Consider the following 21590-nt stretch of genomic DNA (forward strand, 5'->3'; position numbering starts at 1 on the left):
AGTTGACTTCCAGACACCTCGGCCGCAACGACGCGGCCTCGTCAGGGAGGCATTCCACATGAACGCAATGACGCGCCGCGTCGTCATAGCCACGGCCGCGGTCTCCATGGCCGTCTCGCTCTCCGCCTGCGGCAAGGCGGGCGAGGGCGACAAGGCCGGCGGCGGTTCCTCGAAGGGCAGCGGCGACCTCGGCAAGACCATCGGTCTGCTGCTGCCGGAGAACAAGACCACGCGCTACGAGACCTTCGACCGCCCGATCATGGAAGCGAAGATCAAGGCGCTGTGCTCGGACTGCGAAGTCAAGTACAACAACGCCGCGCAGGACATCGAGCAGCAGAAGAAGCAGTTCGACGCGCTCGTCACGCAGGGCGTCAAGGTGATCATCTTTGACGCGGTCGACTTCAAGGCCCCCAAGGCCTGGATCACCCAGGCCGCGAAGCAGGGCGTCAAGGTCGTCGCGTACGACCGCCTCACCGAGGGCCCGATCTCGGCGTACGTCTCGTACGACAACGAGAAGATCGGCACCCTCCAGGGCGAGGCCCTGGTCAAGGCCCTGGGCGACAAGGCCAAGGACTCCAACGTCGTCATGATCAACGGGTCTCCGACCGATCCGAACGCCGGCTTCTTCAAGAAGGGCGCGGAGACCGTCCTGAAGAAGGAGACGAAGAAGATCGTCTACTCCCAGGACATCCCGGACTGGTCCCCGGACGAGGCGAACAAGAAGATGGGTGCCGCCATCGACTCGCTCGGCAAGGACGGCTTCCAGGGCGTCTACTCGGCCAACGACGGCATGGCGGGCGGCATCATCACCGCCCTGAAGAAGCAGAACGTCAAGGTCCCGGTCGGCGGCCAGGACTCCGAGCTCGCCGGTCTCCAGCGCATCCTCACGGGTGACCAGGCCTTCTCGATCTACAAGCAGATCAAGCCGGAGGCCGAGACCACCGCCGAGATCGCGGTGCGGATCCTCAAGGGCGAGAAGTTCGACGACCTGGCTCCGACCAAGGTCGACAGCATCTCCGGGGAGTTCAAGGGCACCCCGTCCAAGCTGTACGACGCGCAGGTCGTGACCAAGGACAACATCGCGAGCACGGTCATCAAGGACAAGGTCTACAAGGCCTCCGAGATCTGCACGGCCGACTTCAAGAAGGCCTGCGACGCGGCGGGTATCAAGTAACTCGCTTTCCTGGTACGGAAGTTGACGGGCCCCCGGCCCGGACCGACCCGTACGCAGTCGGGCCGGCGCCCCGCCCCCGCACGGGCCGGGCGCCGGCCCCGCCCTCCGCAGGTCCCCGCCCCCCGCAAGTCCTTGTGCACCACGCACCACCATCCCCGCCGGTCAGGCGGCGAAGGAGATGATTCACGTGTCCGCTACGCCCGTGCTGGCGTTGCGCGGAGTCTCCAAGCGGTTCGGCGCCGTCCAGGCGCTCACCGACGTAGACCTGGAGATTCAGCCCGGCGAGGTGGTCGCCCTCGTCGGCGACAACGGCGCCGGAAAGTCCACCCTCGTCAAGACGATCTCGGGAGTCCACCCGATCGACGAGGGCACCATCGAGTGGGACGGCAAGCCGGTGCACGTCAACCGGCCGCAGGACGCCCAGAACCTCGGAGTCGCCACCGTCTACCAGGACCTGGCGCTCTGCGACAACCTCGATGTCGTCGCCAACCTCTTCCTCGGCAGCGAGATCCGCCGCGGCTCGGTGCTCAACGAGATCGCGATGGAGAAGCGCGCCAAGGAGCTCCTGGACACCCTGTCCATCCGGATCCCGAGCGTCCGCATCCCGGTCGCCTCGCTCTCCGGCGGTCAGCGCCAGGTCGTCGCCATCGCGCGCGCCCTGGTCGGCGACCCGAAGGTGGTCATCCTCGACGAGCCGACCGCCGCCCTCGGCGTCGAGCAGACCGCGCAGGTCCTCGACCTGGTCGAGCGGCTGCGCGAGCGTGGTCACGGCGTCATCCTCATCAGCCACAACATGGAGGACGTGCGCGCCGTCGCGGACAAGGTGGCGGTACTGCGCCTGGGCCGCAACAACGGCGTCTTCGACGTGAAGACGACCTCCCACGAAGTGATCATCTCCGCCATCACCGGCGCCACGGACAACGCCGTGACCCGCCGCAAGGCGCGTACGGCCGCGGCCACGAAGGAGGACGCGAAGTGAGCGACCTCGCCAAGACCCCCGAGAACAAGACCCCCGGGAAGAAGCCCGCCGGAAAGCAGCCCTCGGAGAAGCAGTCCGCCGGGAAGCAGTCCGCCGGGAAGCCGGCGGTTCCCGCAGCGGACGCCGCGGCAGGCCCGGCGGCCCCCGCCGTCGACCCCCGCCTCCTCGTCCGCGAAGAGGGCTTCAAGGGCTACCTGAGCGAATTCGGCCGCAAGGTGCGCGGCGGTGAACTCGGCTCGCTGCCCGTCGTCGTCGGCCTGATCGTCATCGCGGTCGTCTTCCAGCTGCAGAACAGCAACTTCCTCTCCGCCAGCTCCCTCGCCAACATCGCCGTCTACAGCTCCGGCATGGGCATCATGGCGGTCGGCATCGTCTTCGTCCTGCTGCTCGGCGAGATCGACCTCTCGGTCGGCTCGGTCGCGGGCGTCGGCGCGGCGATATGGGCGGTGCTCCAGGTCTCCAACGGCATGAACGGCTGGCTCGCCATCGGCGTGGCCCTGCTCTCCGGCCTCGCCCTGGGTCTCCTGCACGGCTTCTTCTTCGCCAAGATCGGCGTCCCGGCCTTCGTCGTCACCCTGGCCGGGTTCCTCGGCTGGAGCGGCCTCCAGATCTGGCTGATGGGCAAGGAAGGCTCGATCAACACCCCGACCGGCAGCGTGGTCGAGAACCTGACCAACTACTACTTCGAGGACAAGTTCGCGGCCTACGGCCTGGCCGCCGTCGCGATCGTGCTCTACGCCCTCTCGATGTTCCTGGACAGCAAGCGCCGCCGGGCCGCCGCCCTGCCCGCCCGTCCGACCAGCGAGATCGCGCTCCGCACGGTCGTCGTCGCGGTGCTGTGCCTGCTCGTCGCGTACTTCCTGAACGAGCCGGTCGGCGCCCGCGGTCTGCCGCTCGCCCTGGTCCTCTTCCTGGCGGTGCTGCTGGTCGCGGACTTCGTGGCCCGCCGCACCACCTTCGGCCGTCAGGTCTTCGCGGTCGGCGGCAACGCCGAGGCCGCCCGCCGTGCGGGCATCAGCGTCGACCGGATCCGGATCACCGTCTTCGGCATCTCCGGTCTGCTCGCCGCCTTCGGCGGACTCTTCCTGGCCAGCCTCTCGGGCGGCGCCACCAAGAGCCTCGGCGCGAACAACACCCTGATGCTCGTCATCGCAGCCGCCGTCATCGGAGGCACCAGCCTCTTCGGCGGCCGGGGCAAGGTCTGGTCCGCACTGCTCGGCATGATCGTGATCCAGGCCATCCAGCAGGGCCTGAACATGCTCGGCATGGCGAGCGAGATCCAGTACATGATCACCGGCGCGGTCCTCCTCGCCGCCGTGGTCATCGACTCGCTGTCCCGCCGCACCCAGAAGAGCGCAGGCCGCGCCTAGGGTCTGCCCGGAAAGTCACTAACAGCCCAACCTTCACGTGCCCGGCACCGACACACCCGGTGCCGGGCACATCTGTGCACGGGTGACCCATTCGAGTGATACAGGTCGCACAACCCGCCGATCGCCGCCGCGCGCGGAACATTAGACTCGGCAGATCGGCACGAACGTCCAAGCACTTGATGTGCAAGTAAGCCAGTTCAACCGCAAGGAGGCACGGGTGGCTCTGCTGACCCGTATCAAGGGACCGCGCGACCTGGACCGGCTGTCCCCGGAGCAGCTCGACCGGCTCGCGGCGGAGATCCGGACCTTCCTCGTCGACGAGGTGTCCAAGACCGGCGGCCACCTGGGCCCCAACCTGGGCGTGGTCGAGCTGACCATCGCCCTGCACCGGGTCTTCGAGTCGCCGAAGGACAGGGTCCTCTGGGACACAGGCCACCAGAGCTACGTGCACAAGCTGCTCACCGGCCGGCAGGACTTCACCCGGCTGAAGATGAAGGGCGGCCTCTCCGGCTACCCGGCGCGTGCCGAGTCCGAGCACGACGTCATCGAGAACAGCCACGCCTCCACCGTCCTCGGCTGGGCCGACGGCCTCGCGAAGGCCAACGAGGTGCTCGGCAAGGACGACGCGGTCGTCGCCGTCATCGGTGACGGCGCCCTGACCGGCGGCATGGCCTGGGAGGCGCTGAACAACATCGCCGTCGCCAAGGACCGCCCGCTGGTCATCGTCGTCAACGACAACGAGCGCTCCTACGCACCCACCATCGGCGGCCTCGCCAACCACCTGGCCACCCTGCGCACCACGGACGGCTACGAGCGCTTCCTCGCCAAGGGCAAGGACCTGCTGGAGCGCACCCCGGTCGTCGGCCGGCCGCTGTACGAGACGCTGCACGGCGCGAAGAAGGGCCTCAAGGACTTCATCGCCCCGCAGGGCATGTTCGAGGACCTCGGCATCAAGTACGTCGGCCCGATCGACGGTCACGACATCGAAGCCCTCGAATCCGCCCTCCAGCGCGCCAAGCGCTTCGGCGGCCCGGTCATCGTGCACTGCCTCACCGAGAAGGGCCGCGGCTACCAGCCCGCCCTCGCCGACGAGGCCGACCGCTTCCACGCCGTCGGCAAGATCCACCCGGACACCGGCCTCCCGATCGCCTCCTCCGGCGTCGACTGGACCTCGGTCTTCGGCGAGGAGATGGTCAAGCTCGGCAAGGAGCGGGGGGACATCGTCGCGATCACCGCGGCCATGCTCCAGCCGGTCGGCCTGGACAAGTTCGCCAAGGCGTTCCCGGACCGGGTCTACGACGTGGGCATCGCCGAGCAGCACGCCGCCGTTTCCGCGGCGGGTCTCGCCACGGGCGGCCTGCACCCCGTCTTCGCCGTGTATGCGACATTCCTCAATCGTGCCTTCGACCAGGTCCTGATGGACGTCGCCCTCCACAAGTGCGGTGTGACGTTCGTACTGGACCGGGCGGGCGTCACCGGCACCGACGGCGCCTCGCACAACGGCATGTGGGACATGTCGATCCTCCAGTGCGTGCCGACCCTGCGGATCGCCGCCCCGCGCGACGCCGACCAGGTCCGCGCCCAGCTGCGCGAGGCCGTCCAGGTCGAGGACGCACCGACCGTCGTCCGCTTCTCCAAGGGAGCGGTCGGCCCGGCGGTCAAGGCCGTCGGCCGGGCGGGCGGCATGGACATCCTGCGCAGGCCCGCCACCGACGTGGCCCGCCCGGACGTCCTCCTGGTCTCCGTCGGCGCCCTCGCCCCCATGTGCCTGGAGATCGCGGAACTCCTCGACGCGCAGGGCATCTCCTCCACGGTCGTCGACCCCCGCTGGGTCAAGCCGGTCGACGAGGCGATGGCCCCGCTCGCCGAGCAGCACCGGGTCGTCGTCACCGTCGAGGACAACTCCCGTGCCGGCGGCGTCGGTTCCGCCGTCGCCCAGGCGCTGCGCGACGCGGACGTCGACGTACCGCTGCGCGACTTCGGCATCCCGCCGCGGTTCCTGGACCATGCCTCCCGCAAGGAGGTCATGGCCGAGATCGGGCTGACCGCCCCGGACATCGCCCGCCAGGTCACCGGCCTCGTCGCGAAGATCGACGGACGGCTGGACCGGACGGCGGCAGAGGTCGCCCGCGACTGACGCACCGCAGCCCCTGTGGCGGCGCCGCCGCATTAAGTGTCCGGGTCGGAGGGAAACCTTCGGCCCGGACCTTTTCGTACATTCGTCCCATCGAGTGAAACCCCCTCCCCACACTCGCGAACCGGGACGAATGATCACGATGATTGCGGAAAACCGTCCCCTCACACACACCCGGAACGTGGGCGACGGCCGACAGGCGGAGGTGCTTCGGTGAGTACAGAACACCAGGGATCCACGGGCGGTGGTCCGGCCGGAGACCCGGACAGCGGCGCGAGCAGGACCCGTGCGGGAGTTCTCCGTACCAAGACGGTCGAGCAGTCGATCAGGGACACCGAGGAGCCGGAGCACGCGCTCAAGAAGTCCCTCTCCGCGCTCGACCTGACGGTCTTCGGCGTCGGCGTCATCATCGGCACCGGCATCTTCGTCCTGACCGGCAAGATCGCCAAGGAGACGGCCGGGCCCTCGGTGGCCCTGGCCTTCGTCGCCGCGGGCGTCGTCTGCGGCCTCGCGGCCCTCTGCTACGCCGAGTTCGCGTCGACGGTCCCGGTCGCCGGGTCCGCCTACACCTTCTCGTACGCCTCGCTGGGCGAGCTGCCCGCCTGGATCATCGGCTGGGACCTCGTCCTGGAGCTGGCGCTCGGCTGTGCGGTGGTGGCCGTCGGCTGGTCCGGGTACATGCGCTCGCTGCTCGACACGGCGGGCGTCCACCTCCCGGACTTCCTCTCCGGCACCCACGACGGGAAGTTCGGCTTCGACCTGCTGGCCTGCATCCTGGTGCTGGTCATCACCGTGATCCTGGTCGCCGGGATGAAGCTCTCCTCCCGGGTGACGAGCATCATCGTCGCCATCAAGGTGACGGTGGTCCTGCTGGTCATCTTCGTCGGCGCCTTCTTCATCACCGGCTCGAACTACAAGCCCTTCATCCCGCCGTCCCAGGACACGGAGGGCGGCGCGGGCCTCACCGCGCCCCTGGTCCAGCTGATCTTCGGCTTCACCCCGACCAGCTTCGGCGTGATGGGCATCTTCACGGCCGCGGCGGTCGTCTTCTTCGCGTTCATCGGCTTCGACATCGTCGCCACCGCAGCCGAGGAGACCCGCAACCCGCAGCGCGACGTGCCGCGCGGAATCCTCGGCTCGCTCATCATCTGCACGCTCCTCTACGTGGCCGTGTCGGTCGTCGTCACCGGCATGCAGAAGTACAGCGACCTGTCGACGAACGCGCCGCTCGCCGACGCCTTCAAATCGGTCGGCCACCCCTTCTGGGCGGGCCTGATCAGCTTCGGCGCAGCCGTGGGCCTCACCTCGGTCTGCATGATCCTCCTCCTCGGCCAGTCCCGGGTCTTCTTCGCGATGAGCCGCGACGGCCTGCTCCCGAGGACGTTCTCGCACGTCCACCCGCGCTTCGGGACCCCCTACCGCTCGACGATCCTGCTCGGCGTGATCGTCGCCGTCGTCGCGGGCTTCACCTCGATCGACGAGCTCGCCGAACTGGTCAACATCGGCACCCTCTTCGCCTTCGTCGTGGTCGCCGTCGGCGTCGTCATCCTGCGCCGCAAGCGCCCGGACCTGCCGCGCTCCTTCAGGACCCCGCTGGTCCCGCTGGTCCCGGCGCTGTCCGTACTGGCGTCCCTGTGGCTGATGCTGAACCTGCCGGCGGAGACGTGGCTGCGGTTCGGGGTGTGGATGCTCGTCGGCGTGGTCGTGTACTTCGTGTACGGCAAGAAGAACAGCAAGCTGGGCAAGCTGGAGGGATAGAACACGGGCCACCCCGGCCACCCACGAACCCGGCCCTTCGCCCGGGTGCCCCGCCCCGGGCCCGGCCCGGTCCGGTCCTTGGTGTTGTGGCTGGTCCCCGCGTCCCGGCCCGGTACGTGGGCGTGGCCCGGCGCCTTGGGTCTGTGGGGGGCCCGATAACTTTGGCCGCATGTCCGCCGAGCAGCCCGCCGCCGTGCGCCCCGTGCCCTCTTCCGCCCGCGGGCGCTACTGGCGGCGTCTCCTCCCCGGCCTCCTGCTGCTGGCGGCTGCCACCCGGCTGCCCTCCTTCGCCCACCCCCTCTGGAACCCCGACGAGGGCTTCCTCGCCGTGCAGGCGCGTCAGCTCGCCGCCGGGGGAGTGCTCTACGACACGGTCGTGGACCGGAAGCCGCCGTTCGTCCCCTGGCTGTACGAGGGTGTCTTCGCCGTCTTCGGGGACGACTCCCTCGTCCCCGTCAAGATCCTCGCGGTCCTCGCACTCTTCGCGACGGCGGCCCTCCTCGCCTCGCTCGCCCGGCGCAGGTGGGGCGACCGCTCGGGAGCGGTGGCGGGCGTTGCCTTTCTGCTGATTTCCGTGGGGCTGCACCCGGAGGACACCCAGGCGGCCGGCTTCGGGCTCTTCATGCTGCCGTTCACTGCGCTCGCGGTGTGGTGCGCCGACCGCAGGGCCTGGACCTGGGCGGGGGCCGCGGTCGCGGGGGCGTTCCTGACGAAGCAGACCGGTGGCGCGGTGCTCGTTCCGGTGCTGTGGCTCGCCTGGACCACCGCTTCCGGGGGACGGGGCCGGGCCCTGCTCCGTACCGGGGCGGGATTCGCCGTACCCGTGGCGGCCACCGCAGTGATCACCGGTCCCGGCGGCTTCCTCTTCTGGGTGGTCACGGGTTCCGGTTCGTACGCGGACCTCACCGGCTCGGGCCTGCACGCGCTCGGCCGCGGCTTCGGAAACGCGCTGATCCTCGCGGGCGCCTGCCTCGGCCTGCTGATTCCCCTCGTACGACGGCTGAAGGTGCCCGGCGCGGACCTGTGGCTCTGGCTGGCGGCATCCGCCGTCGCCGTCATCACCGGATTCCACTTCTTCGGCCACTACTACCTGCAGCTCATGCCGCCGCTCGCCCTGCTCGGCACGGCGGCCCTCCAGGCACTGCCCAGGCGCTGGACACCGGCCGCTCTCGCCCTCACCGCCTGCACCTGTGCGGCCTTCCTGACCTGGGGCTTCCTCGCCCCCCGCCCCGAACTCGCGCACGCACAGCGCCTCGCGGAAGCGATCCGTACCCGCACCGCACCCACCGACCGCGTGCTGATCTGGGGCATGCACCCCGAGACGTACTGGCTGGCCGACCGCACCCCGGCGAGCCGCTACCTCACCGCGGGCCTGCTGACGAACTTCAGCGGCGGGCGGACCGGCTCCCAGGTGGGCGAGGAGCACGGGGTGGAGGGCAGCGGGCCGCTCTTCCGCGCCGAGCTCGCCCGGCACCGCCCTGTCGTGATCGTCGACGACTCACGCGGCAAGCCGTACGCCCCGGACCGGATGCCGACGCTCCGGAAGGTGCTGGCGGAGCACTACGTACGGGCGGCGACGATCGACGGCGCCGTCCTCTACGTACGCGCGCCGGACGAGCCGTAGGCCGCAGGGACCTAGTCCCGTACGGAACGCGGGCCCGCGCACTCCGCCCCGAGCGCCTCCACCCGCCGCCGCAGCTCGCGGTCGGCGGTGACGACCAGACAAGCCCTGTCCGCGTCCCGCTCGGCGACGACCGCCACGATGCGGTCGTCGCCGCTCCCGGAAGCGGCCACCACCCGCACCCCCGGCACGGACTCCACGCCCCGGGCCGCCCCCTCCACGACGAGCACGAGTTCGACGGGTCCCGGCCGCCCGGCGACGCCCTCGGCGGCGTACGCGGGAAGCCGGTCGCGCAGCCGCTCGGCGGCCCCGCGCCGGTCCTTCCACCAGCCGTCGGGCACGGATCCGACGACGTTGGCGGCATCGACGACCACGAGGGCCGGCAGGGGCGTGGTGGATGTCATGGGGCCAGCGTCCCACGTCCCGGATGTCCGACCAGCCGCCTATTCTTGAGTCGAACCAGTGAGCGAGTACAAGCGAGTACAACGGAAAGGCGGCTGTCGCGTCATGGGGCTCGGTACCGCGGGTGTGACCAGGAAAAGGGCCATTGCCCCGCTGTCGGGCGAAAGCTGGCTGCTGCGCGGCAAGGACGGCAGGCTCAGTGCGTACGCGACCGCCGACGGCGGTCTGCTGCGCTGGACCGAGACGCGCCCCGGCGGGCCCGACTGGGAGGGCCCCGAGTTCTTCGGGGCGGCCTCGGTCGAGGGGCTGGCTGTGGCGCAGGGCCCGGACGGCTTCGTGCACGTCGTGGGACGCGGCACGGCCAAGGACGGCGGGCCGGACTACGTGCACGCGACGCAGTACCAGTCCGGCCGCCCGTTCGGCTCCTGGCACTCCCTGGGCAGCTACCGCTACCCGGAGCCGGAGAAGAACGCCAAGCTCGGCCTCCCCGCGGTCGCGGTCGGCGCGGCGGGCGCGGTCCACGTCTTCCTGCGGAACGCCCACGGCGGCGTGCTCATGCGCTGCCAGGCCGCGAGCGGGAAGTGGGGCGGCTGGCAGGACCTGATCGGTTCGCGCGCCGAGGAGGCCCTGGTTCCGACGGCCAAGGCATCGGGCCTGATCGAGCTGCTGGCGGTGAAGAAGGACGGCACGGTGCTGCGCTGGACGCAGGACAAGCAGGGAGCGGCCTTCGGGCGGGTGACCGTCATCCCGTTCACGGTCACCGCGGGCACGGTGACCGCGCTGGAGACCTCGGAGGACGGCCTCACGTACTACGGGGACGTACGGAGCGAAGGCACGGCCGGCGAAGCGGACGCCGGCGCGGACCCGGACGCCGCCCCGGTCGGCGGGCAGATCACCGCATTCCGCCCGGCTCCCGTCGAGGAGCGGCCGGACGGCGCGGAATCCGACCCCGCCGTGGTCACGTCCCTGGTGTCCACCCCCCTCGGCGGTACGCCCGCCGCCGCACCCCCCGCCCGCACGGCGGCCCTGCGCGCGACGATGGACGGCCACGACTGCACGATCCTGGCCCACCGCGCCGCCACCGGCCGCCCCGCCCTGGCCGCCTGCCGGACGCTGGCCGAGCACGAGGGCGTGTGGTGGGCGGAGACAGGACCGGAGTGCGTGGGCGCACCGGCGCTCGCGCTGGACGCGGCGGACCGGGTGGTCATGGCAGTGATCGGCACGGACGGCGCACTGCACGTGGCCCGGCAGCGGACGGACGAGAAGGGCCTGGCGCTGGCGGCCTGGCAGGGCATCTGACCCGACCTGCCCGTACGAGCCGCCGCATGAGCCGTGCGGGCCGTACGGGCCGCATGAGAGCCGTACGGGCCTACGTAGCCGCATGAGAGCCGTGCGGACCGTACGAGCCATGAGTAGCCGTGCGGGCCGTACGAGCCGCGTGAGAGAGCCGTACGAGCCGCGCAAGCCGTACAAAGCGCGAGGGCCGCACCGGGAAGTCCCGGTGCGGCCCTCGCTCATTCGGACGGCAGAAGCGTCAGAAGCGGCAGCAGCGTTACGCCGGAACGCTCGCCACGCCCTGCGCCAGGAACTTCTTGCCCGTCGCCCGCTCGGAGAAGCCCTCACGGTCCAGGTACGGCGTGATGCCGCCCAGGTGGAAGGGCCAGCCCGCGCCCGTGATCAGGCACAGGTCGATGTCCTGCGCCTCGGCCACGACACCCTCGTCGAGCATCAGACCGATCTCCTGCGCGACCGCGTCCATGACGCGGGTGCGGACCTGCTCCTCGGTCAGGACGGTGTCGCCCTGCTTGAGGAGCGCCGCGACCTCGGGGTCCAGCTCCGGCTTGCCGGAGTCGTAGACGTAGAAGCCGCGCTTGCCGGCCTTGACCACGGCGGCCAGGTTCGGCGAGACCGTGAAGCGGTCCGGGAAGGCCCGGTTCAGGGTCTCCGAGACGTGCAGGCCGATGGCCGGGCCGACCAGCTCAAGGAGGACGAGCGGAGACATCGGCAGACCGAGCGGCTCGACGCCCTTCTCGGCGACGGCGACCGGGGTGCCCTCGTCGATGACGTTCTGGATCTCGCCCATGAAGCGGGTCAGGATGCGGTTGACGACGAACGCCGGGGCGTCCTTCACCAGCACGGCCGTCTTCTTCAGCTTGCGGGCGACACCGAAGGCCGTGGCCAGCGACGCGTCGTCCGTCTTCTCGCCGCGGACGATCTCCAGGAGCGGGAGGATCGCGACCGGGTTGAAGAAGTGGAAGCCCACGACCCGCTCGGGGTTCTTCAGCTTCGACGCCATCTCTGTGATGGAGAGCGACGAGGTGTTGGTGGCGAGGATCGCGTGGGCGGGGGCGACCGCCTCGACCTCCGCGAACACCTGCTGCTTGACCGACATCTCCTCGAAGACCGCTTCGATGATGAAGTCGGCGTCGGCGAAGCCGTCGGCCTTGTTCAGGACGCCGGAGACCAGGGCCTTGAGGCGGTTGGCCTTGTCCTGGTTGATGCGGCCCTTGCCGCGCAGCTTCTCGATCTCGGTGTGGACGTAGCCCACGCCCTTGTCGATCCGCTCCTGGTCGATGTCGGTCAGGACGACCGGCACCTCCAGACGGCGCAGGAAGAGCAGGGCGAGCTGCGAGGCCATCAGACCCGCGCCCACCACACCGACCTTGGTGACCGGGCGGGCCAGGTTCTTGTCCGGGGCACCGGCCGGGCGCTTGGCACGCTTCTGGACCAGGTTGAACGCGTAGATGCCGCTGCGCAGTTCGCCGCCCATGATCAGGTCGGCGAGCGCCTGGTCCTCGGCGTCGAAACCGGCCGACAGGTCGCCGGACTTGGCGGCCTCGATGATGTCCAGCGCGCGGTAGGCGGCCGGGGCCGCGCCGTGCACCTTCGAGTCGGCGACGAAACGGCCGCGTGCGACGGCGGCGTCCCAGCCCTCGCCCCGGTCGATCTCCGGACGTACGACCTCCAGCTCGCCGCGCAGGACCGAGGAGGTCCAGATCAGCGACTGCTCCAGGAAGTCCGCACCCTCGAAGATCGCGTCGGCGATGCCGAGCTCGAAGACCTGCTTGCCCTTGAGCTGTCGGTTCTGGTTGAGCGAGTTCTCGATGATGACCGAGACGGCCTTGTCGGCGCCGATCAGGTTCGGGAGCAGCGCACAGCCGCCCCAGCCCGGGACCAGGCCGAGGAAGACCTCGGGGAGCGAGAAGGCCGCGATGGAGGTCGAGACCGTGCGGTACGAGCAGTGCAGACCGACCTCGACGCCGCCGCCCATCGCCGCACCGTTGTAGTACGCGAAGGTCGGGACCGCGAGGCCCGAAAGACGGCGGAAGACGTCGTGGCCGCCCTTGCCGATGGCGAGCGCGTCCTCGTGGCGGCCCAGCAGCTCGACGCCCTTGAGGTCGGCGCCGACCGCGAAGATGAACGGCTTGCCGGTGATGCCGATGCCGACGATGGAGCCCTCGGAGGCCTCCTTCTCGACCTGGTCGACGGCGGCGTTCAGATTCGCCAGCGACTGGGGGCCGAAGGTGGTCGGCTTGGTGTGGTCCAGGCCGTTGTCGAGCGTGATGAGTGCGAAGTTGCCTGCGCCGCCCGGGAGTTGCAGGTGGCGTACGTGCGCCTGCGTGACGACCTCGTCCGGGAACAGCTCGGCCGCGCCCTTCAGGAGATCGGTGGTGGTGGTGCTCACTTGTCGTCGCCTCCGTTGAAGTGCGGGTTCTCCCAGATGACCGTGCCGCCCATGCCGAAGCCGACGCACATGCTCGTCAGGCCGTAGCGGACGTGCGGCTGCTCCTCGAACTGGCGGGCCAGCTGCGTCATCAGGCGTACGCCGGAGGAGGCGAGGGGGTGACCGAAGGCGATGGCGCCGCCGTACTGGTTCACGCGCGGGTCGTCCTCGGCGATGCCGAAGTGGTCGAGCATGGCCAGCACCTGGACGGCGAAGGCCTCGTTGATCTCGAACAGGCCGATGTCGTCGATGGTCAGGCCCGCCTTGGCGAGGGCCTTCTCGGTCGCCGGGACCGGTCCGATGCCCATGACCTCGGGCTCGACGCCGATGTAGGCGTACGAGACCAGGCGCATCTTGACGGGGAGGCCGAGCTCGCGCGCGACGTCCTCGGCGGCGATCAGGGAGGCGGTGGCGCCGTCGTTCAGACCGGCCGCGTTACCGGCGGTCACCCGGCCGTGCGGGCGGAACGGCGTCTTGAGGCCCGCGAGGGACTCCATCGTCGTGCTCGGGCGCATCGGCTCGTCGGTGGTGGCCAGGCCCCAACCGGTCTCGCCCGCTTCGGCGTTGGTGCGGCGCACCGAAACCGGCACCAGGTCGGCCTGGATCTTGCCGTTCGCGTACGCCTTCGCGGCCTTCTCCTGCGAGCGCACGGCGTAGGCGTCCGCGCGCTCCTTGGAGATGCCGGGGAAGCGGTCGTGCAGGTTCTCGGCGGTCATGCCCATGAAGAGGGCGGACTCGTCGACCAGCTTGTCGGAGACGAAGCGCGGGTTGGGGTCCACGCCCTCGCCCATGGGGTGGCGGCCCATGTGCTCGACGCCGCCCGCGAGGGCGATGTCGTACGCACCGAAGGCCACGCCGCCCGCGACGGACGTCACGGCGGTCATCGCGCCGGCGCACATGCGGTCGATCGAGAAGCCGGGCACGGAGGTCGGCAGACCCGCGAGGATTCCGGCGGTACGGCCCAGGGTCAGGCCCTGGTCGCCGATCTGGGTGGTCGCGGCGATCGCGACCTCGTCCACGAGTGCGGGGTCGAGGTCCGGGTTGCGGCGCAGCAGCTCCCGGATCGCCTTCACGACGAGATCGTCGGCCCGGGTCTCGTGGTAGATGCCCTTCGGGCCCGCCTTGCCGAACGGGGTGCGGACGCCGTCGACGAAGACGACGTCCCTGACGGTACGAGGCACGATTGGCTCTCCTCCAGGGTGCGGGGTGGCGCTGCTGCCGTACGGGTACGCCGAGGTGGGCGCACCGCACAGACCCATGCTACTTACGAGTAACCAAGCTGCCCACCCCTCACGGCCGGAGCGGTGAAGGTCACATTCGGCGCGGGTGGCCCCGAGGGCGTCCCGGGTGGCGGAAAGTCGCCGGTGCGTACCCGGCGGCGGGCTGCGGCGGTCGGCCGTGACGTGGCCCTGAGCGGATCGTGACGTGGCCCTGAGCGGATTCCGACTCGCCTGCCCCGTACGGAATTTGGAGCCCTTCGGTTCCCTTTTCCGGCTGGAAAATTGGTCTGGACCATACCGCTCGGTAGCCCTTAGGCTCGCCTCAAGATCGTGCGTCTCCGACGGGCGAAACGGCTCTCACCTGCCCTTTTCTACCCCCGCCTGCCCTTTTCTGCTGTGCTCTGCCTGCCGATGGGAAAGACCGTGCATGACGTGCTCGACCTAGTGGTGGTGCTGCGGGCTGAGGATGCGGCCCTCGACTTCCTCTCCGTACTCAGTGGTTCCGCTTCGCCGTCCGGCGGCTCCGTTCCGCGGGAGATCCGCGTGCTGTGCTGCGACACCGGGCAGTGGGTGGACCTGCCGCCCGACGGCTCCCTGCCGGACCGGCTCGCCGCCCTCGCCCCGCACATACGGGCGCCGGAGGACCTGGGTGCCCCGCCCGGGGCCGACCGGCTGTCCGGTCTCCTCAGGGAGGCCGCCGCCGGACGCCCCGCCCGGGTCTGGACCCATTCGCCCGCGGACAACCGCCGCGGCCGGGGGCGGGTCGGCCGCGACGTCGCGGCGGGCGACCACGGGCTGCCCGTGCGCCACGCCGTCGGCTACTCCCCGTTCCTCCAGTTCGTCAGCGACGAGGACCACCCGCTGGACCGGGCCGGGGTCGCCGCCAAACTCGACTTCGTCAACCGGTACTGCGGGCCGCTCCTGAGCACCGAAGTGCCCGAATCCATGATCTACACCGCACGCGTCCCGGCCGCCGAACGCTTCTTCACCACGGACGGACCGCGCGAACGCGAGGGCCTGTACGCCCTGTTGGCGAGCCTCGGCGAGGAGGCGGCCACGGTCGCCGACCCGTGGGAGTTCGAGACGTCCGCCTACGAGGGGGCCAGACTGGACGCCACCACCACCTGGGTGGCCCGGCACCGGGCGCCCGAAGAGGGGCCGCTCGTCGAGGCGGGCGCCTGCGAGGGCGCGCTCACCGTGCGGCTCGCCGCCAAGGGGTACGAGGTCGACGCCACGGAACCCAACACGCTCTTCCGGGACCGGCTCGCCGGGACCGTCGGGACGGGCTTCGAAGGGGTACGCGTCCACGCGGACGCCCTCGAAGCGCTCGCGCAGTCGCGCCGACTGCCGGGCTCGGCGTACCTCCTCGTCGAAATGCTCTACTACGGCCAGGACCTGGACCTCCTCGACGACCTCCCCACCGATCTCGTACTCCTCGCCCTGGAACCCGCCGCACTGGCCGAACGGGTCCGCCCGTGGCTGGCGGGGACGTCCTGCTGGACGCAGGTGGACGAGACCGTGCTGGTCGCCCCCGCCCTGGAACCGGTGTGCGGAGGCCGCGCCTACCTGAGCAAACGCGGCAGCACGGGGATCGCCCTGCGCAGATCCACTGCGTGAGGGTGTGGGGGGGCTGAGCGGTGAAGGGGGTCCGCCCTGGTCCGGCGCACCCCGCCGACCGAGCCGGGGCCGCCCGACTCGCAGGGCCCGGCGGTTCGGCCGGTAGTCGCCGCCTGACGGGGGAGGGGCGGCGGCGCTGCTGGAACCAGAGTCCGGGCCGGAACCTGGCGGGTGCCTGTCGGCGGGACGAGCGGGGCGGAGCCTGCCGAGCGGGTCGAACCGACCCCTGGCCCCCGGCTGCCGACCCCTGGCCCCCGGCCGCCGACCCCCGGCCGCCGACCCCCGGCCGCCGACCCCGGCCCTCGGCCGTCGGCCCCAGCCTCCGGCCGGCGACCCCAACTAGCACCCCCCGGTCGCCGGCCCCCAGCAGCCGACCCCGGCCTCCCAGCCCTCAGCAGTCAGCCCCTCGGTCGCCGGCCCCGGCCTCCGGCCGAGGGGCTGCACCCCGCCCGTCCGTCACTACCGCCCCCGCCGCCGTGCTCCTGACACCCGGCCGTGCCGTGTTCCGCGCGCGCTTCGCGTCCTGCCTGCCCGTACGCGTACCCGCAACTGGAGCCGAATCCGTGCGTGCACGGGTCCCGTGCCCCGCCCGCCCCGTACCCCGTACGGCCCGCGCCCGTGCCGTCAGACCACCCCACTCCCGAAGGTGACCTGCGATGAGTTCTCTCGTGTCCTTGGTGAACGCCTGCCTGATGCCCGCTTACGACGGGCGGACGCCGCCCGACTGGGTCAAACGCGCTCTCGACGAGGGCCTCGCCGGGGTCGGGCTCTTCGGTACCAATCTGCTGCCGCCCGGTGGCCCGCTCCGGGAGGACATCGTCGATCCGCTGCGCGCGGTGCGGCCCGACGCGTTGATCGCCCTGGACGAGGAGGGCGGTGACGTCACCCGGCTCGACTACCACCGGGGCAGCGTCTACCCGGGCAACCACGCCCTCGGCGCCGTCGACGACACCGCCCTGACCCGGCGCGTGGCCGAGGCCGTCGCCGACGACCTGCTGGACACCGGCATCAACCTCTGCCTCGGCCCGTGCGCGGACGTCAACTCCCGGCCCGCCAACCCGATCATCGGCGTACGTTCCTTCGGCGCGACCCCCGACCTGGTCGCCCGGCACACCAGCGCCTTCGTGGCCGGTCTCCAGGGGCGAGGCGTGGCCGCCACCCTCAAGCACTTCCCCGGCCACGGCGACACCGGCACCGACTCGCACTCCTGGCTGCCGGACATCCCCCGCTCCCTCGACGCGCTGCGCGCACTCGAACTGCCGCCGTTCGCCGAGGGGTTCGCGGCGGGCGCCAAGGCCGTGATGACCGGCCACATCCGGCTGCCGCAGGTCGACGACCTGCCCGCCACCCTGAGCCGCCGCGTGGTCACCGGACTGCTGCGCGAGGAGCTCGGTTACGAAGGCGTCGTCATCAGCGACGCACTGGAGATGGCGCCGATCCTCGACCGCTGGGGTTTCGGCGGGGCCGCCGTACTCGCCTGGTCGGCGGGCGTCGACCTGGTCCTGCTCGGCGCGACCGACGGGGAGAAGATCCTCCCCGAGGTGTACGAAGCCGTCGAACGTGCGCTGCGGGAAGGGGAGTTGTCGGTCGAGCGGCTGGAGGAGGCCGCCGCCCGGATCGCGGCACTGCGTGCCTGGGCGGCCCCTGTTCCGGCTGCGGGCCCGCCCGCCCGGCCCGCCACTGCCACCGGCATCGGTCTCGCCGCCGCCCGGCGGGCCCTGGCCGGTGTGGCGCTGCCCGCACTTCCGCTGTCCGGCCCCGTGCACACCCTGCGCCTGGCCGCCGGTACCAACATGGCGGTGGGGGAGGCCCCTTGGGGGATCTCGCAGTGCCTGGACCGGCTGGGCCGGCTCGCCTCGGCCGCCGAGGTCGAGCCGGGCACCGACCCCGGCCGCGTACCGCTGCCCGAAGCCGGGGCGACCGGGGGCGCCCCGCTCGTCGTGGTCGTCCGGGACGCCGCCCGCGACCCCTGGCAGCAGGAGACGCTGGCCGCCCTGCGCACGCTGCGGCCGGGACTGGTCGCGGTCGAGATGGGCCTGACGCCCGTCCCGCCGCCGGACGCCCCGACCCTCCTGACCCGGGGCGCCGGACTCGCCAACGCCATGGCGGCGGCGGAACTGCTCACCGGCAGCCGCTGGAGCGGGCCGCTGCGCACCTGAGCGCGGCCGTACGTACGTACGGACAACCCCGCCCCAACCCCCCCGCCCCGCCGGAGCCAGGAGAGCCGTGTGACCCCGGAGAACCCCGCGCCCCACCCCCCGACCCTCTACGACGTCTGCGTCGGCCTCGGATACCACTGCGAATCCACCCACCAGATCCGCCGCATCACCGGCGACGCACGCGCCCACTTCTTCGACTGGCTCGATCTCGACTTCGAGTCGGTGCTGGGCCTCCTGGACACCGACTTCCGGAACGTACTCCTGCCCGGCCTCTCCGAACCCTTCAGCGACGGGCAGTGCGCACACGACCGTGGCACCGGCATCCGCTTCTTCCACGAGTTCCGTCCGGCCGAGGGGGAACCGCTGACCCGGGCCGACATCGATGCCCAACTCCCGTCCGTACGTGCCAAGTTCCTGCACCTCGCCGAGCGCTGGCGCACCCTGAACCGGTCGTCGGCGCGAGTCCTGTACGTCCACCACGACGCCTTCGACGAGCTCACGGACTCCGATCTCGGGCGGCTGCGCAAGCAGCTGGCCCACCGCCACCCGGACCACCGGTTCGCGGTCCTCTGGCTGCGCCGCACCCCGCCCGAGAGCGTGACGGCCCTGCCGCCCGGCGTCGCCTGGGACACCGTCCCCGAGGTACCGGGGCGCTGGGAGGGGTCGGACGAGGCCTGGGACCGCGCCTTCGCCGCACTGGACCCGCACACGCTCTGGCCCACCACCACGCCCTGACCCAGGCACCCCGCCTCACGCACTCCCCACTCCACCGCCCCCGGAGGGACACCCCATGCCCGACGCCCCGCACGGCCCTGACTTCCCGCACGCCCCGCCCGGCCCTGACGCCCCGTACGCCCCGCACGGCCCCGACTCCCCGACCCGCCCCTGGCACACCGTCGTCATCTCCCCGCACTTCGACGACGCCGTCTTCTCCCTCGCCGGACTCCTCGCCACCCTGCCGGGACCGACCGCCGTCGTCACCGTGCACGGCGGCGCACCCGCCGCCGATGCACCCGTCTCCTGGTGGGACGGCGTCTGCGGCTTCTCCACCGCGCACGAGGCACACCGTGCCCGCGTCGCCGAGGACGCCGCGGCCTGTGCCCGGCTCGGCGTCGAGCAGGTCGTGCTCGACCACCCGGACGGACCGTACGCCGACGGTGCCGAACTCACCGGCCTGGACGCCTTCTTGGAGCGGCTTCCCGCGGGGACCGACATCTGGGTCCCGCTCGGTTCCAACCAGCCCGACCACGAGACCGTCCGGCTGCGCGCCACCCGCGTCCTCGCCGCACTCGGCGCGCCCCTGCCCCGGGTCTACGCCGACCTGCCGTACACCGGGCACCTTCCGGAGTGGGGCACCGACGTGGCGAGCAAGGCCCTCGCACAGAGCTCGATGTGCGGTCTCGCCTACCAGGAACTGCTGCGCACCCACCGCACCACGGCTCTGCACCACCTCGTCCTGAGCGACGACCGGTGGGCGGCCAAGCGCGAGGCCGTCCAGTGCTACGGCTCCCAGCTCGCGCCCCTCGCCGCCGACCACGGCAACTTCCTCGCCCGCACCGGCCCCTTGCGCGCCGAACTGGTCTGGTCCCTGGAGCCCCGTACGTCCCCGGAACCCACGTGCTGACCCCGGAGTACGGTCCGCCCCCGGTCGCCGACGACCCCCGCCCCCCGGTTCTCGTGGCCCGCGACCTGGTCAAGGAGTACGCACGCGGCCGGGCCGTCGACGGCGTCACCCTCACCGTCCGCCCGGGCGAGCGCCTCGGGCTGCTCGGCCCCAACGGCGCGGGCAAGACCACCACCCTCCTGATGGCCCTCGGCGCCGTCGAACCCGATGCGGGAAGCGTCGAGATCCTCGGCCACCGGCTGCCGGCCGACCGGGCCCGCGCCATGCAGGGCGTCGGATTCGTCGCGGGCTACCTGCCGCTGCCGGACCGGGTCAGAGTGGTGGAGTACCTGCACCTGTACGCCGATCTGTACGGGCTGCGCGACCCGCGCGCGGCGGTCGACGAAGCCCTGGGACGGTTCGGCATCGGCCACCTCGCCGCCGCCATCGGCACCCAGCTCTCCAGCGGCCAGCGCACCCTGGTCGGCATCGCCAAGGCCGCCCTGCACCGCCCCCGCCTGATGATCCTGGACGAACCCACCGCATCCCTGGACCCGGACATCGCGCTGCGGGTGCGTACCGCCCTGCTCGCCCTGTCCGCCGAACGCGGCACCGCCCTCCTGGTCACCAGCCACGACATGACCGAGGTGGAACGCCTCTGCGAACGCGTCGTCTTCCTGCACGCCGGGCGCATCGCCGCCGACGGCACACCCGCCGACGTGGCCCGCACCTTCGGCCGCAGCGACCTGGAAGGCGTCTTCCTCCACCTCGCGGCCGAGCGCGACAAGGACCGCGAGCGTGCCAAGGAACGTGAGCGCGGCAAGGGCCATGAGCACGACAAGGACCGCGACCGCGAAAGGGCGGCCACCGCATGAGCAGCCCCACCCCGACCGTGCCCGCGCTCCCCGACATCGAGGGTCCCGCCCTCCGTACCCCGGCCGCCGCCTCCGCCCACCGCGTCCGGGCCGTGGCCCGCCGCCACTGGCTGGTCCTCAAACGCAGCCCGCACCGCTTCTTCGACGTGCTGGTCTGGCCGCTCGTGGACACCCTCCTCTACGGCTCCATCGGCCTGTTCGCCGCCGAGGCCGCAGGCGAGAGCCCCACCGCCACCACCGCGGTGGCCGTCTACCTGCTCAGCGGCACCGTCCTGTGGCACCTCGTCCACCAGACCCAGATCTCGCTGGCCACCGGCTTCCTGGAGGAGACCTGGTCGCGCAACGTCCTGAGCCTGCTGGCCACTCCGATGCGCGACTGGGAGTACCTCGCGGGCGTCGGTCTCTTCGCCCTGGTGCGTACGGCGGCCAGCACCGTCGCGGTCGCCGCGCTCGCCTTCGCCGCGTACGCCTTCGACGTCACCCGCCTCGGCCTCGGCCTGATCCCGGTGGCCGCCCTGCTGCTCGCCTCGGGATGGGCGGTGGCGCTCCTGGTCGTCGGCCTGGTGCTGCGCTACGGCAGCGGGGCCGAGGCCCTGGTGTGGGGCGCGCTCTCGGTGGTGATGCCGCTCTCCGGCGTCTTCTACCCGATCACCACGCTGCCCACCGTGCTCCAGCCCGTGGCCCAGGTGCTGCCCACCACCCACGTCTTCGCGGTCGGCCGCACCCTGGCATCGGGCGAGCCCATGCCGTGGGGCGAGCTCGCCCTCGCGGCCGGAGGCACCGCCGTGCTGATGCTGCTGAGCCTGCTGGCCCTGCGCCGGATGATCCGCACCTTCCGCCGCAAGGGCCTGGTGACCCGCTACTCCTGACCGGAGCGCGCGAAGCCCCCGGCCACCACCGGAACGCAGGCGCAGTGGTGGCCGGGGGCTTCTCCCACGTGTTACGAGGCGGAGC

The 21590-nt window shown here is 71.5% G+C and carries 16 protein-coding genes; 13 read left to right on the forward strand and 3 right to left on the reverse strand.

The window, feature by feature from the left end; genetic code table 11:
• Window positions 1-58 precede the first annotated feature (58 nt).
• The 6 genes from ACWGIG_RS06730 (at window position 59) to ACWGIG_RS06755 (ending at window position 9039) form a co-directional block, all read left to right on the forward strand.
• On the forward strand, window positions 59-1174 hold the full coding sequence (locus ACWGIG_RS06730; protein WP_453320438.1) for a substrate-binding domain-containing protein: 1116 nt from the start codon (window positions 59-61) through the stop codon (window positions 1172-1174).
• Window positions 1175-1352: 178 nt separating this feature from the next.
• The gene (locus ACWGIG_RS06735) at window positions 1353-2153 is read left to right on the forward strand and encodes an ATP-binding cassette domain-containing protein (protein ID WP_453320439.1); all 801 of its coding nucleotides are present in this window, start codon (window positions 1353-1355) and stop codon (window positions 2151-2153) included.
• A complete protein-coding gene (locus ACWGIG_RS06740; protein ID WP_453320440.1) occupies window positions 2150-3523 on the forward strand; it encodes a sugar ABC transporter permease in 1374 nt (457 codons plus the stop codon). Before ACWGIG_RS06735 ends, ACWGIG_RS06740 begins: the two co-directional genes overlap by 4 nt.
• Before the next feature lie 217 nt (window positions 3524-3740).
• Complete coding sequence (dxs, locus tag ACWGIG_RS06745; protein WP_453320441.1) at window positions 3741-5660, forward strand: 1-deoxy-D-xylulose-5-phosphate synthase; 1920 nt, start codon at window positions 3741-3743, stop codon at window positions 5658-5660.
• Window positions 5661-5981: 321 nt separating this feature from the next.
• On the forward strand, window positions 5982-7415 hold the full coding sequence (locus ACWGIG_RS06750) for an amino acid permease (protein ID WP_453320455.1): 1434 nt from the start codon (window positions 5982-5984) through the stop codon (window positions 7413-7415).
• Window positions 7416-7584: 169 nt separating this feature from the next.
• Window positions 7585-9039: an ArnT family glycosyltransferase gene (locus ACWGIG_RS06755; protein WP_453320442.1), complete on the forward strand. Its 1455-nt coding sequence runs from the start codon at window positions 7585-7587 to the stop codon at window positions 9037-9039.
• An 11-nt stretch (window positions 9040-9050) separates the two neighbouring features.
• Here the strand turns inward: ACWGIG_RS06755 and ACWGIG_RS06760 are convergent, their stop codons facing one another.
• Window positions 9051-9440: an NTP pyrophosphohydrolase gene (locus ACWGIG_RS06760; RefSeq protein WP_453320443.1), complete on the reverse strand. Its 390-nt coding sequence runs from the start codon at window positions 9438-9440 to the stop codon at window positions 9051-9053.
• Between the two features lie 103 nt (window positions 9441-9543).
• Here ACWGIG_RS06760 and ACWGIG_RS06765 point away from each other — a divergent pair, with 103 nt between their 5' ends.
• On the forward strand, window positions 9544-10737 hold the full coding sequence (locus tag ACWGIG_RS06765) for a hypothetical protein (protein ID WP_453320444.1): 1194 nt from the start codon (window positions 9544-9546) through the stop codon (window positions 10735-10737).
• Window positions 10738-10990: 253 nt separating this feature from the next.
• On the opposite strand, the gene ACWGIG_RS06770 is transcribed toward ACWGIG_RS06765, so the two are convergent.
• Both ACWGIG_RS06770 and ACWGIG_RS06775 read right to left on the reverse strand, forming a co-directional pair.
• Window positions 10991-13123, reverse strand: a complete 2133-nt coding sequence (locus tag ACWGIG_RS06770; protein ID WP_453320445.1) for a 3-hydroxyacyl-CoA dehydrogenase NAD-binding domain-containing protein — start codon at window positions 13121-13123, stop codon at window positions 10991-10993.
• Entirely contained in the window at window positions 13120-14343 is a 1224-nt protein-coding gene (locus ACWGIG_RS06775) for a thiolase family protein (protein ID WP_453320446.1), read from the reverse strand. The genes ACWGIG_RS06770 and ACWGIG_RS06775 overlap by 4 nt, the downstream gene beginning before the upstream one ends.
• Before the next feature lie 471 nt (window positions 14344-14814).
• Between ACWGIG_RS06775 and ACWGIG_RS06780 the strand changes: the two genes are divergently transcribed.
• From ACWGIG_RS06780 to ACWGIG_RS06805, 6 genes are all read left to right on the forward strand, one after another.
• The gene (locus ACWGIG_RS06780; protein WP_453320447.1) at window positions 14815-15999 is read left to right on the forward strand and encodes a hypothetical protein; all 1185 of its coding nucleotides are present in this window, start codon (window positions 14815-14817) and stop codon (window positions 15997-15999) included.
• 656 nt (window positions 16000-16655) lie between these two features.
• Window positions 16656-18158, forward strand: coding sequence for a glycoside hydrolase family 3 protein (locus tag ACWGIG_RS06785; RefSeq protein ID WP_453320448.1), 1503 nt, complete (start codon window positions 16656-16658; stop codon window positions 18156-18158).
• A 69-nt stretch (window positions 18159-18227) separates the two neighbouring features.
• Window positions 18228-18893 carry a papain-like cysteine peptidase gene (locus ACWGIG_RS06790; protein ID WP_453320449.1) on the forward strand — a complete coding sequence of 222 codons (666 nt, stop codon included), beginning with the start codon at window positions 18228-18230 and terminating at the stop codon, window positions 18891-18893.
• A gap of 55 nt (window positions 18894-18948) precedes the next feature.
• Window positions 18949-19782: a PIG-L deacetylase family protein gene (locus ACWGIG_RS06795; RefSeq protein ID WP_453320450.1), complete on the forward strand. Its 834-nt coding sequence runs from the start codon at window positions 18949-18951 to the stop codon at window positions 19780-19782.
• Complete coding sequence (locus ACWGIG_RS06800) at window positions 19776-20636, forward strand: ABC transporter ATP-binding protein (protein WP_453320451.1); 861 nt, start codon at window positions 19776-19778, stop codon at window positions 20634-20636. Before ACWGIG_RS06795 ends, ACWGIG_RS06800 begins: the two co-directional genes overlap by 7 nt.
• A complete protein-coding gene (locus tag ACWGIG_RS06805) occupies window positions 20633-21505 on the forward strand; it encodes an ABC transporter permease (RefSeq protein WP_453320452.1) in 873 nt (290 codons plus the stop codon). Before ACWGIG_RS06800 ends, ACWGIG_RS06805 begins: the two co-directional genes overlap by 4 nt.
• The last annotated feature ends 85 nt before the right edge of the window (window positions 21506-21590 follow it).

Source organism: Streptomyces sp. NPDC054863 (genome assembly GCF_053610825.1).

Excerpts from the sequence above, each read along its gene's own strand:
- ACWGIG_RS06785 (WP_453320448.1), top strand. The coding sequence starts at position 16,656 with ATGAGTTCTCTCGTGTCCTTGGTGAACGCCTGCCTGATGCCCGCTTAC.
- ACWGIG_RS06730 (WP_453320438.1), top strand. The coding sequence starts at position 59 with ATGAACGCAATGACGCGCCGCGTCGTCATAGCCACGGCCGCGGTCTCC.
- ACWGIG_RS06755 (WP_453320442.1), top strand. The coding sequence starts at position 7,585 with ATGTCCGCCGAGCAGCCCGCCGCCGTGCGCCCCGTGCCCTCTTCCGCC.
- ACWGIG_RS06805 (WP_453320452.1), top strand. The coding sequence starts at position 20,633 with ATGAGCAGCCCCACCCCGACCGTGCCCGCGCTCCCCGACATCGAGGGT.
- ACWGIG_RS06795 (WP_453320450.1), top strand. The coding sequence starts at position 18,949 with ATGCCCGACGCCCCGCACGGCCCTGACTTCCCGCACGCCCCGCCCGGC.
- ACWGIG_RS06760 (WP_453320443.1), bottom strand. The coding sequence starts at position 9,440 with ATGACATCCACCACGCCCCTGCCGGCCCTCGTGGTCGTCGATGCCGCC.
- ACWGIG_RS06735 (WP_453320439.1), top strand. The coding sequence starts at position 1,353 with ATGATTCACGTGTCCGCTACGCCCGTGCTGGCGTTGCGCGGAGTCTCC.
- ACWGIG_RS06765 (WP_453320444.1), top strand. The coding sequence starts at position 9,544 with ATGGGGCTCGGTACCGCGGGTGTGACCAGGAAAAGGGCCATTGCCCCG.